General features: G+C 40.5%; 13 protein-coding genes. All 13 read left to right on the forward strand.

Annotation, left to right across the window (positions count from 1 at the left end):
- Positions 1-185: 185 nt before the first annotated feature.
- A complete protein-coding gene (locus tag ABIN91_RS02695) occupies positions 186-656 on the forward strand; it encodes a hypothetical protein (RefSeq protein WP_348048178.1) in 471 nt (156 codons plus the stop codon).
- Between the two features lie 23 nt (positions 657-679).
- Positions 680-3,460 (forward strand): outer membrane beta-barrel family protein, encoded by a 2,781-nt coding sequence (locus tag ABIN91_RS02700; RefSeq protein ID WP_348048180.1) that lies wholly within the window; start codon positions 680-682, stop codon positions 3,458-3,460.
- Positions 3,453-4,235 (forward strand): GLPGLI family protein, encoded by a 783-nt coding sequence (locus tag ABIN91_RS02705; RefSeq protein WP_348048182.1) that lies wholly within the window; start codon positions 3,453-3,455, stop codon positions 4,233-4,235. The genes ABIN91_RS02700 and ABIN91_RS02705 overlap by 8 nt, the downstream gene beginning before the upstream one ends.
- A gap of 568 nt (positions 4,236-4,803) precedes the next feature.
- Positions 4,804-6,084 carry a site-specific integrase gene (locus ABIN91_RS02710; protein WP_348048184.1) on the forward strand — a complete coding sequence of 427 codons (1,281 nt, stop codon included), beginning with the start codon at positions 4,804-4,806 and terminating at the stop codon, positions 6,082-6,084.
- A 1-nt stretch (position 6,085) separates the two neighbouring features.
- The gene (locus tag ABIN91_RS02715; protein WP_348048186.1) at positions 6,086-7,126 is read left to right on the forward strand and encodes a PDDEXK nuclease domain-containing protein; all 1,041 of its coding nucleotides are present in this window, start codon (positions 6,086-6,088) and stop codon (positions 7,124-7,126) included.
- A gap of 101 nt (positions 7,127-7,227) precedes the next feature.
- On the forward strand, positions 7,228-7,626 hold the full coding sequence (locus ABIN91_RS02720) for a helix-turn-helix domain-containing protein (RefSeq protein ID WP_348048189.1): 399 nt from the start codon (positions 7,228-7,230) through the stop codon (positions 7,624-7,626).
- A 181-nt stretch (positions 7,627-7,807) separates the two neighbouring features.
- A complete protein-coding gene (locus ABIN91_RS02725) occupies positions 7,808-8,125 on the forward strand; it encodes a helix-turn-helix domain-containing protein (protein WP_348048191.1) in 318 nt (105 codons plus the stop codon).
- Positions 8,126-8,144: 19 nt separating this feature from the next.
- A complete protein-coding gene (locus ABIN91_RS02730; RefSeq protein WP_348048193.1) occupies positions 8,145-8,465 on the forward strand; it encodes a hypothetical protein in 321 nt (106 codons plus the stop codon).
- A 56-nt stretch (positions 8,466-8,521) separates the two neighbouring features.
- A complete protein-coding gene (locus ABIN91_RS02735) occupies positions 8,522-9,130 on the forward strand; it encodes a ParA family protein (protein ID WP_348048195.1) in 609 nt (202 codons plus the stop codon).
- 186 nt (positions 9,131-9,316) lie between these two features.
- Positions 9,317-9,595: a hypothetical protein gene (locus tag ABIN91_RS02740; RefSeq protein WP_348048197.1), complete on the forward strand. Its 279-nt coding sequence runs from the start codon at positions 9,317-9,319 to the stop codon at positions 9,593-9,595.
- A 146-nt stretch (positions 9,596-9,741) separates the two neighbouring features.
- Positions 9,742-10,152, forward strand: a complete 411-nt coding sequence (locus ABIN91_RS02745; RefSeq protein WP_348048199.1) for a plasmid mobilization relaxosome protein MobC — start codon at positions 9,742-9,744, stop codon at positions 10,150-10,152.
- Positions 10,119-11,315 carry a relaxase/mobilization nuclease domain-containing protein gene (locus tag ABIN91_RS02750; protein ID WP_348048201.1) on the forward strand — a complete coding sequence of 399 codons (1,197 nt, stop codon included), beginning with the start codon at positions 10,119-10,121 and terminating at the stop codon, positions 11,313-11,315. The genes ABIN91_RS02745 and ABIN91_RS02750 overlap by 34 nt, the downstream gene beginning before the upstream one ends.
- 2 nt (positions 11,316-11,317) lie before the next feature.
- On the forward strand, positions 11,318-11,815 hold a 498-nt coding region (locus ABIN91_RS02755), incomplete at its 3' end, for a YWFCY domain-containing protein (protein ID WP_348048203.1).

Below are 11,815 nucleotides of genomic sequence, written 5' to 3' on the forward strand. Positions count from 1 at the left end.
GCATCTATAGCTGATAAGTTTGATGTGAGCGTATTGCCAACCCGTATATTAATTGATGGGAATGGTACTATTATAGGGCGTTACGTAGGGACCGAAGGGAATGCTGAATTAGATAAAAAATTAGCTACACTATTTGATAAAAAACCTTAATACCAAATCACTAACAAAATATTGTCAATTAAATCATGATCAGAAATATTAAGATAACACTAGTGCTTTGCCTATGTGTGGGCTCCCTTTTTGCACAGAGAAACAACAACACAGTAACTCCAGTCCCTTATAATAGCCAGTTAACAGGTTATAATTACAATGGAAGCATAGATGACCTTCGCAGAAAAAGATCTGGTGAATTGAGAGAAGAGATACGAAATTTGCCGGAGTGGAAAAGCGAGTTTGAAACGTATCAAAGAGAGTTTCATAATAGCTCAGCCTGGAAAAAAAGTTATGCCAGTTCAGCCGAATCATTAAAAATATTGGGAGATCATCCTGGCCCTAAAGAGTATGGGATATGGCGTGAAGTAGTTTCAAAAAATCACGCCGAATTGGAAAGCAGCGAAGCTTATAAAATTTACGACGCAAAATTAAAAAATTTCAATAAAAGACTAGATCAGGAATACCGACGGCGGCTAGCGGAAGAATACCTGGATCCACGCTAAAAAACAGTTTTAACCACATCAACATGATCAAGAACATTATAATTACACTGGCATTTTGCCTTTGTGCAGCTACGCTTTTTGCCCAAAAAAAACATTCGGTAAAGGGCATAATTATAGATAAAACAGAGAAAAACGTGTTGCAAAATGCGACTTTAACCATAATAAGCGCGCGCGATTCTATGCTGCAGGCTTTTAGTTATACACTGGCGGACGGGTCGTTTTCAGTTAATAAATTAGATACGGGAAGCTATCTGCTGCTGGTTAGCTTACATAACTATGCCGATTATATACAGCCCTTTACTTTGAATGCGCAATCGCTTGATCATGATTTTGGCAGTGTAGGTATTACGCTTAAAGCTACTCTCTTACAGGAGGTCATCATAAATGGAGGTGTAACAGCCATTAAATTAAAGGGGGATACTACAGAATTTAACGCGAAGGCTTATGTTATACAACCCAACGACAAAGTAGAAGATCTGCTGCGGCAGTTACCCGGCATACAGGTAGATAATAATGGGCGTATTACAGCGCAGGGCCAGACCATTAACAAAGTACTGGTTGATGGTGAGGAGTTTTTTAGCGACGACCCTTTATTGGTTACCAGAAACATTAGGGCCGATATGGTCTCGAAAGTCCAACTCTATGATAAAAAAAGCGATCAGGCCACATTTACAGGTATTGATGATGGCAAGAAAACTAAAACCATCAATATTGTACTGAAAGAAGATAAACGCAAAGGTATTTTCGGTAAGGTGGAAGCCGGGCGCGGCACCAACAACTATTATCAGCTGCAGGCTATGGTCAACCGGTTTAAAAATGACCAGAAGTTTTCTGCATATGGCACTGTTGCCAATACCGGCAAACTGGGTTTGGGTTTTCTGGATAATAATAGGCTGGGCTCGGGCAACCTTGAAATACCTGATGACGGTGTTGTTGCCTTGCCTACCAATGGCGATCTTGACGCATCAAGCGGTGTTTATGATGGCAGGGGTAATCCATTAGCCCGAAGCGCGGGTGCTCATTATGATAATAAATGGGCCGGGAAAAAACAGTCCATCAATACCAACTATAAAATAGGATCCTTGGATGTAAGCGGCATAAATACCACCGATGTTCAGCAAAGTTTGCCATCATACAGCATTAATACTAACTCCACTCAATCATTTAAAAACTACGTTTCAAGGCAAAAGGCTGATGTAACCTATCAGTTGGCTATTGATACTTCGACAAACATTAAGTTTTATGTAGATGGAACAACCAAATCTATACGTAATACCGGCGATTTTTACACAGTGAATAAAGACGTGAATGCATTATTAAATAACGAAACCAGGAGTAACAGTAGTGAAGGCTCGCAGCAAATTTTTAACGCTAATATGTTCCTTACCAAAAAATTCAGCAAACCGCGTCGCACCCTTTCCTGGAACTTTGTTTTTTCGCACAACAAGGGTAGCACTAATGAGCAATTAAAATCCGCAATCAACTTTTATGATAACGCGGGTTCGGTTAGCAGCTCGCAAATTACAGATCAGCGTAAGGACGTTGAAATAACAAATGAGGTATTGAGTAGCAATATCGCTTATACAGAACCGCTGAGCAAGAGGTTTTCGTTGATGCTTAATTATGCGTTGGGTATAAATAATAACGATTCGCGCAGGGAATCATTTAACCCATCGGGTACAGGGAGATATGATATTTTGGATCCCCTTTTTAGCAACCACTATAAATTTAATCAGCTATACAACCAGGCCGGGGCTATTATAAATTACAAAAGCAATAAGGCGGTGTTGAACTTTGGTACGCGTGTGTCATTAGTTGATTTTAAGCAGACTAATGTTTATACGGGCGATGTTAATAACAGGGATTTCCTGAACTGGGCACCACAAGCTAACTATCAATACACTTTCTCAAAAAACCTTACCCTTGCGGCGAGTTACAATGGCAAAAACACACAGCCAACTATAGATCAAATTCAACCTGTAACAGTAAACACCACCCCGCTTGTTTTAACGGTAGGTAACCCGGGTTTAAAGCCTTATTACGCCAATAACTTTAGCATTACCTTTAGGGGTACCCGGCCGTTAAGCAACGCGTATTTTTATATAAGCCCAACCTATTCAATTATATCCAGTCCAATTGTTGACGATGTTACTACTGATGCTGCAGGTAAAACAATTATAACTTACCATAACCTAAACGGCAAATCGGCATATAATTATGATCTGTTTGCTACCTATGGAAAATCCATTAAAGCAATAGGTCTTTCACTGGCGCTAACCTTAACAACAGCAGGCAATATTTCCTACATCTACAGTAACGGCTTGTTAAACACCGCCCGAAACCACGACTATTCAGCCGGATTAAACCTTTCTAAATCTAAACAGAACAAATACTCCATTTCCGGTAACTTCTCGTCTAACTATACGGTGAGCAATTTTTCGCTGACACCACAGGTAAGCAACAACGCCGCAGGCTTTACCGCATCAGGAAACGGGATGCTCTATCTACCAGGCAAGCTACAACTATCAGCAAACGTAAACTACAGGTACAAAGCCAAAACAGAAGTATTGCCTGAGCAACGTTTTACGCTTTTAAATGCCGCATTAAGCAAGGCCTTTTTAAAAGGCAATAATCTTAAAATATCTGTTGCGGGGAATGACCTCTTTAATCAAAACGTGAACATAAACAGAGCAGTATCAGGTAATACTATTACCCAATCCAGCATTTCAGCCATCAGGCGATACTTCATGCTTTCCATATCCTGGGACTTTACAAAATTTGGTACAACAACTACAAATGAATAATATGAAAACACTTTATTGGCTTGGCATAGCAGTAATTCTACTGAATTATAATACTGCCCTTTCTCAATCTTTACGGCTTAATAGTCCTTTTATTATTGAGTACGATAGGACCGTAAATACCTATGCAGTAATTAAAAAGCTACTCGGAAAAGATCCGATGGCTTTGGACGCGGAGAAATTTGAGGCATACAAAAAAACGCAACCACAGTTTAAGGTATTGAAAAGTACATTGAGTTATAAAAATGGTAAAAGCCTTTTTGTTCCTGCGGCTGCCGATATAAGCATACGACCATTATTTAACGTTCCCTTTGCTGAACAGCAAAATACAGTTTACACAGATCTTTCGAATAAACGGATTGTGTCAGAGAAAGACCTTTCAGGCGATTTTCTGCTGTTAACCGATAGCACGAGGAACATTCGATGGAAAATAACCGACGAAACGCGCGAAGTGATGGGCTATCAGTGCCGCCGCGCTAATGCGCTTGTGCTAGATTCGGTTTACGTAGTTGCTTTTTATACTGATGATATTCATGTATCAGGCGGGCCGGAATTATTTTCAGGTTTACCAGGAATGATATTAGAACTTGCCTTACCGCATGACAATGTAATCTGGAGGGCATCTAAAATAACACTCACAGAGCCTGTAATTAATATAGCACCACCCAAAAAAGGCAGGATAGTAAATTACAAACAATTAGAAGAACTCTTTAAAACACGTGCTAAAAATAAAGTCAGTGCAGAGGCGGGGTTGTTTATTAAAGACTGGCTATTGTAATTATTGTAGGTGTATGTTTTATATTATTATAATGCAATTCCTATCTGAATCTAAGTAATTGTGAAATATAATTGAACTAACTCATTTTCTAAGATTTTTTAATTATTTTTGAAAAAGCATTGACATCAAACATAAAGCCATTAATGCGAAATAAGTTCCTTAGAAGTTTCAGAAAATGCCCTAATTCACACCCTCGTATATATGGCGTGACAAAAGCATTTGATAATCAATAATTTAGAGCATGGCGGTTTCATCCTGCCATCCCGACGAAAGTCGGATTTTTAACAATCCTTAACCCTGTAAATGTCTCATTTACAGGGTTTTTTGTTTTATTCAAATCCTTTTCAGTACATACTATTCCTTGCTTTATGCGAACAAAAAGGTGAACAGATTTCGTTTTTTAGATTTGTTCACCAGAAAGGGTCTAACTCGCTGATGTACAAATAATTGCATCATTTAAAATTAGACTAAAAAGGACGCATTTAGATCGCTTTTTTTCCTTTCCGGTGAACAGTTTTGGCTATAACAGTTCAAAACAATTTTTTATTAATCTAAAAATCTGGAAAAGATGAGGACAAGTAACACATTCGGAATTCACTTCGTACTGAGGGAAAACCGTGGAAAGAATGGATTATCAGCTATTTACATGCGGATAGTCGTTAACAAAAGCCGTTCAGAAGTCGCGCTGAAGCGCCAGGTAGCCGCAAGCGACTGGAGCGAAGCCAAAGGATTGGCGAGGCCCAAAAATGATGATTTGCGTAAATTGAATACGCACTTGGAACAACTGCGCGGCATGATGGCCGGCTATTATCAGGATCTGCAATTGCAAAAAAAAGTGATCACTGCCGAGATTCTTAAGAATCTTTTCGCTGGTGTTAAGGATTCCGAGCATACGCTGCATACGATAGTTGAATACCACAATACTACCATGATAGAAGTATTGGCACCAGGTACAATGAAAAACTATTACACAACTGCCAATTATCTTAGAGAATTTATAAAGCTACATTACAAACGTTCTGACATATACCTCTCAGAACTCGATTATAGCTTTATCAGCAAACTGGAGCATTTTTTAAGAAAGCGACAGCCGGACGATCATCAAAAGAAATTAGAAAATAACGGATTGATGAAACACTTAGAGCGTTTTCATAAGATTATCCGTCTTGCCGTTAAAATGGGTTGGCTTGATAAAGATCCCTTTACCATGTTTCAGTTAAAATTCGATAAAACAGAGCGTGGCTATTTGACTATCGCAGAACTTAACAAGATCGAAAACAAAAAACTGAGCATCGAGCGTATAGCCTACGTCCGTGACCTTTTTGTATTTAGTTGTTATACAGGACTGGCTTATATAGATGTCATGGAGTTAACTACTGATAATTTAGTCTTTGGTTTAGATGGTAACCAGTGGATCAAAACAACTCGCGAAAAAACACGGATACCAGTTAACGTGCCCCTTTTACCTCAAGCAGAGAAAATTATTGATCGGTACAAACGTCATCCTAAAGCTATTGCCGGAGGTACATTATTGCCGAATATATCCAATCAAAAACTAAATAGTTATTTAAAGGAGGTAGGCGATCTCTGCGATATTAATAAGACGTTGACCTATCACGTCGCCCGGCATACGTTCGCCACGGCGGTAACACTATCCAATGGTGTACCGATAGAAACCGTAAGTAAGATGCTAGGACATACCACCATCCGAACAACGCAGATATATGCAAAAGTCGTTGAAAGAAAGGTTAGTGATGATATGAATGTGCTTCGGGATAAACTGGCTGCTACCTCTCAAAGAGCAGCAAAGCGTAAACCGAACGCATCGGGTTTAAGGAGGGTAAGTTGATATGAAACCAATCGAACAACAAAAGCTGTTTCGCTCAGTCCAGGAGCTGATAGAGAAAGCGCAACAAAATATTGTCAGAAATATAAACCTCATCATGGTCGCCACCCATTTTCAAATTGGGCATATGATCATTGAAGATGAGCAAGGAGGACAAACCTATGCAGCCTACGGCTCCGCGACCATGCGCAAACTAAGTGAACATCTTACAACAAGTTTTGGTCGTGGTTACTCCGTAGACAATTTGGAACTCATGCGGGTATTTTATCTTGAATATCGAAATTCCGAATCACTGTCTCGGATATCTCAGATTGGTCACACAAATTCCGAATCACTGATTCGGAATTTGGCTACTGAGTTCGCGCTTAGCTGGACCCATTATGTTAGATTGCTCAAAATAAAAGACAGGAACGAGCGGAAATTCTACGAATTGGAGGCCGTTACTAATAATTGGTCGGTCAGAGAATTACAACGACAAGTCAATTCTTCTTATTATGAACGACTGGCTTTAAGCCGTGATAAAGAAGGTATGCGTAAACTAGCGCAGGAAGGACAACTGCTCGAAAAATCAACCGATATATTGAAAAGCCCGGTCATATTGGAGTTCCTGGATTTAAAGGAAGACAATCGGTATTCAGAAAATGACCTGGAGACCGCGATCATTAATAAGCTGGAGCATTTTATGCTCGAATTAGGTAAAGGCTTTTTATTTGAGGGGCGGCAGCGAAGGATCAGTTTAGATGGCAATCATTTCTGGGTTGACCTGGTTTTTTATAACCGGCTCTTAAATTGTTTCGTACTCATCGATCTCAAGATTGGCAGGCTGTCCCATCAAGATATTGGCCAGATGCAGATGTACGTTAATTATTATGACCGGAAAATAAAGAAGGCCGACGAGCGGCCAACATTAGGCATTATTCTGTGCAAGGAGGATAACAAAGCAGTTGTTGAATTTACTTTACCATTAAACAACGAGCAGATATTCAGCAAAGAGTACAAGCTCTTTCTGCCAAGCAAAGAAGAATTGAAAAAACAACTGGAATAATTGATGTATGGAGTGGTGCAATCCATGATTGTACCACTCATTAAAACAAAATAAGTCTGTTAGTTCTCTTTTTGTGAACCTTGCTTAATTTTGTATCAAGCATGGAAAAGACCATTTTAAAATACAAGATCATCAAAACTAAGGATCAATACGATATATATTGTAAAAACCTGGAAGACCTATTGGAATCAGAAATTGCCGGGTCTGTTCAGAATGAGATCGATTTGCTTACCTTATTGATCGAAACTTACGATGATGCCCAAAATACGTTTGCGGATCGCGACCCTATCGCCATATTACGCTCTTTTATGGCAGATCATCATTTAAAACCGCAGCAATTGGTGGAATTATTGGGTGTTAGCAAAGGATATGTATCTGACATTTTAAACTATAAAAAAAGTTTATCAAAAAAAGTCATCCGGAAATTAGCGGCGCATTTCAAAGTACGACAGGAAGCGTTTAACAGACCTTATCAACTGATTTTATCTGTTCAGTTGTAATATTTAATACCCTTAACTATACCATAAAAAGGTGTCGCATTTTGCGACACCTTTTTTGTTTTACAATACATCCGGGTTTACTTCGATCTTTTTGAATTTAAAAATGTACCAACCCGTTCCAAAGTTGTCTTTTCAAAATTTAGCCAATCCCGAAATTTGAGGCCCGATTAATCGAAAAGATATGGAAATAACACAACAACGGACAAAAACGTCCGGAATGGTGCCTACGAGGGACCAAATTTTAACGCAAAGCGATCTTTTAGAATTCAAGGAAGATATGCTCCAGGAATTTAAACGCATTATCAAAGAATGCGTAAGCGGACAGCCGGGTAAAAAATGGCTAAAGTCGGCAGAAGTTAAAAAACTCCTTGGTATCTCTCACGGCTTTTTACAGTCTTTAAGAGATAGCGGTGTCCTGCCCTTTACCAAGATCGGCGGCTCGATTTATTATGACTATGAGGATATCACCTTTATGATGTCAACCAATAAAAGCGCTTAGTAAAATTAAACATTAACCTATGTTACTAGAACGTAAAGCAAAACGCTTCAAAGAAAAGATCAGGTCGCAAGCTGCGAAACTGATTCCCTTAACTAAAGGCTTTGGTTACGAAATGCCCCCTGAAAAGATAGTAGTGGAGATCTACTTCGACCAAAAGGGATTTCCGGACCAGGCCCGCTTATTCTTTATCCATTACGACAAGGCAAACTGGAGCAGCCCTAAAGGGACGCCCTACCGTAATTGGAAGCTGCTGGCCAGTGATTGGTTATTTAATTATCAGCAAGAATTAAAACTGGATAAACGTTTGCGAACGAACGGATTATTTTTTAGCGGACTTTAAAGCAGCATTGAGAGATATATAATTATACATATCTATAAAACTATAATTCTAATATCATGGCAAAGATCATCACCATAGCCCACCAGAAAGGTGGCGTAGGTAAAAGTACATTAGCGATCAACCTGGCACTTTGTTTTCAGGATCAATTGTCGGTAGCCTTAGTTGATACCGATCTTCAAGGAAGTTTATATCATATCCGGGAGGATTTTCCCGAACTGGCAATTATAGGTGTTGACAGGTTGCAGGATATTCAGCAGTTGGCATACGACCTCATTATTATTGATACACCACCATATCTGTCCAGCCGCTTGCCAGAATTATTCCTTTACTCTGATTTTATTTTGGTGCCGACTAAGGCCGGCTTTTTTGATGTTATGGCTATACGTTCCACATTGGCATTGATCAAAGAAGCTCAACATAAAGCGCCCCACATCAAAGCCGGTATTGTACTCAATATGGTAAAACCAAGATCTGGCATTACAAAGGATGTTTCAGAATTACTGGAAAGTATTGGTACACCCTTGCTGAAAACGAGAGTACACGACCGGGTAAGCATTGCGCGGTCGTCAATGACGGCCGGTATTTTTAACAGCGACGATAAACGGGCTAAAGAAGAGATCATGGCTTTGACCGAAGAAGTGGTAGAACAGATCAGCACCGAATAGCATGATAGCTTTTTATTTATATAGCGTGCTATCATTATCGCAAAATATGATGATAGCAACTTAGAGATATAGCATAATAGCAAGTCCTGATAGCAATGTAGCAAGATAGCATCATAGCAAGGATTGATAGCAAGTTAGCATGATAGCAAAACAGCTTCAATTGATAGTAAACTATTTTGATAGCAAATGGAAGATTATAAAAACAAGCTCGGCAACCTGGCCGACAAACTCAAAAAAGAACAGCCCCGCACACCTATTCAGGAAGTCCTGCCAGTGAAGGCAATACCCATCCCAAATGAGCCGGAAGTGCAGTTCAACAATCGCATACCGAAAAGCCTTTTAAAACGGCTTAAAACCTTTGGGGTAGAATATGATGAATCCCTTAAAGACATCAATATTAAAGCGCTTGAACTCTATCTCAGCCATAAGACGAAGCCAGAACAAACAACAAAAAATGCAGAATAAAACACTATCAGCAGGATGAGACCGCCCGCTTCGCAGCAGTCAGCAAGATGTACAATTGTGTCACAATTGAATCTTGCCCTCCGCCCCAAAGGGGCTGCGGGTCCAGGTTAAAATCCTCCGAAGTCGGATTTTTAAAGACAACGATCATGAGTGAACAGGAAGAAAAGAGATCAAGGTGGTACAATATCCGGCTAAAACCTGACGAGTACCAATTGCTGAACGGCAGGTTCAAAAAGACCCAGTTCAGGAAGCTCAGCGAGTATATGCGCAGCGTGCTTTTGGAGAAGCCGGTAACGGTAACCTACCGCGACAAGGCGATGGATGACGTGCTCGAAGAAATGATATTGCTGAGGCAGGAATTAAACGCCATCGGCAACAACTTGAACCAGGCCATGCGTAACATTAACAGTGCACATGGCAATGCTGACACCAGGCTTTGGATGAATTTGCTCGGCGTGATCAATACTAAACTGGAACCGTCTATCCAACAAATTAAAAACAGGATGAACCAATACGCTGATATATGGTCGCAAAAATTAAGAGCGGCAAAAGCCTGATTGGCGCGCTGAACTATAATGAGAACAAAGTGAAGCAAGGGAAAGCGGTATTGATTGGCGCGGCAAAATATTTTAAAGAGCCAAACGAACTATCTTTTGATGATAAGCTTTTCCGGCTGACAGATCTGGCCGGAATGAATCAACGTGCCAAAACCAATGCGGTGCACGTTTCTCTTAATTTCCCCAATGGTGAAAACCTCGCTGACGAAACGCTGAATAATATTGTGAAGGAATATTTGACAGGAGTAGGATTTGAGACACAGCCTCACCTGGTGTACCGGCACGAGGATGCCGGGCATCCGCATATTCATATTGTAACTACCAATATCAAACGCGATGGTGAACGTATCAGCCTGCATTATCTCGGTCAAAATGAATCGGAGAAAATACGGAAGGCGATCGAGATCAAATATGGGTTGACCAAAGCCGAAGATCAAACCAAGCAAAAGCCCAATCTAAAAGCGGACGTTTCCGCTGCCGAATATGGCAAAGCCGAAACCAAGCGGACGATCACCAACATCCTGGGCTTTGTCATCCGGGCTTATAAGTACACCAGCATCCCGGAATTAAACGCTGTTCTGCAACAATATAATATCGCTGCCGATCGGGGTTCCAAAGATTCCCGCATGTATGCCCGCGAAGGATTGGTTTACTGGATACTGGATAAACTGGGCAACAAGATCGGCGTACCGATCAAGGCCAGCACGATCTATGGTAAACCCACACTGAAGACACTGGATGAAAAATTCAAGCTTAACGCACAATTACGAAAGCCCTTTAAAGATGACTTCATTAAAATACTGGATGAGGTGCTAACTAAACCACATACTAAACGCGATTTCCAAAAAGCGCTCCGGGAAAAAGGCGTCCAGGTCATTTTAAGACAGAATGACGAAGGCCGCATTTATGGGGTGACTTTCATTGACCTCAAAAATAAAGCGGTGTTCAACGGCAGCGATCTCGGCAAAGCTTACAGCGCAAACCAACTTGCTGCGCAGTTGCTGCCTGATCCCAAACCAACCATCAAGGCGGAACACCAATACGAACAACAAGTCAAGAATACCAGCGACGACTTACTCGACATCTTGTTCGCACCAGAACACGATGATATGGCCGCCCTCAATAAATTCAAAAATAAGAAACGTAAAGGACAAAATCTATAATTATGCAAACCGGAGAAAACGAACAAGCCCTGCGCAAAATCATCGATTTCACGCGCTTATTAAGCATCGCCATACTGATCATTCATTTTTATTTGAGTTGTTATAATTCGTTTCAACAATGGCACCTCACGCACAAGATCGTCGACCATATCTTATTGCCGCTATCTAAAATGACGATCTTCAAAACGGTGCTGTGGGCAAAGCTCAGTGCGCTGACCTTGCTCATCGTTTCGCTGGTTGGCAGCAAAGGCAAGAAAGATGAAAAGATCAGGCCAAGAACTATCGTTACTTATTGCGCCATTGGCCTTGCACTTTATTTTGTCAGCAGCTACCTAATAAATTTACCGCTATTCTATATGGGGTTGACTTCATTAGGTTACCTATTATTTATGACCGGCGGTGGCTTATTATTCCGTATGCTCAAGCTCAAATTGGGCGATGATATCTTCAATAAAGAGAACGAAACCTTTCCCCAGGAAGAGCGACTGCTGGAAAATGAG

It is taken from the genome of Mucilaginibacter sp. (assembly GCF_039921305.1).
Classification (GTDB): domain Bacteria; phylum Bacteroidota; class Bacteroidia; order Sphingobacteriales; family Sphingobacteriaceae; genus Mucilaginibacter.

Bases quoted from the DNA above. Each gene is read 5' to 3' on its own strand.
- ABIN91_RS02745 (WP_348048199.1), top strand. From the start codon at position 9,742: ATGAGTGAACAGGAAGAAAAGAGATCAAGGTGGTACAATATCCGGCTA.
- ABIN91_RS02735 (WP_348048195.1), top strand. From the start codon at position 8,522: ATGGCAAAGATCATCACCATAGCCCACCAGAAAGGTGGCGTAGGTAAA.
- ABIN91_RS02725 (WP_348048191.1), top strand. From the start codon at position 7,808: ATGGAAATAACACAACAACGGACAAAAACGTCCGGAATGGTGCCTACG.
- ABIN91_RS02720 (WP_348048189.1), top strand. From the start codon at position 7,228: ATGGAAAAGACCATTTTAAAATACAAGATCATCAAAACTAAGGATCAA.
- ABIN91_RS02695 (WP_348048178.1), top strand. From the start codon at position 186: ATGATCAGAAATATTAAGATAACACTAGTGCTTTGCCTATGTGTGGGC.
- ABIN91_RS02730 (WP_348048193.1), top strand. From the start codon at position 8,145: ATGTTACTAGAACGTAAAGCAAAACGCTTCAAAGAAAAGATCAGGTCG.
- ABIN91_RS02750 (WP_348048201.1), top strand. From the start codon at position 10,119: ATGGTCGCAAAAATTAAGAGCGGCAAAAGCCTGATTGGCGCGCTGAAC.
- ABIN91_RS02705 (WP_348048182.1), top strand. From the start codon at position 3,453: ATGAATAATATGAAAACACTTTATTGGCTTGGCATAGCAGTAATTCTA.
- ABIN91_RS02700 (WP_348048180.1), top strand. From the start codon at position 680: ATGATCAAGAACATTATAATTACACTGGCATTTTGCCTTTGTGCAGCT.
- ABIN91_RS02710 (WP_348048184.1), top strand. From the start codon at position 4,804: ATGAGGACAAGTAACACATTCGGAATTCACTTCGTACTGAGGGAAAAC.
- ABIN91_RS02715 (WP_348048186.1), top strand. From the start codon at position 6,086: ATGAAACCAATCGAACAACAAAAGCTGTTTCGCTCAGTCCAGGAGCTG.
- ABIN91_RS02740 (WP_348048197.1), top strand. From the start codon at position 9,317: ATGGAAGATTATAAAAACAAGCTCGGCAACCTGGCCGACAAACTCAAA.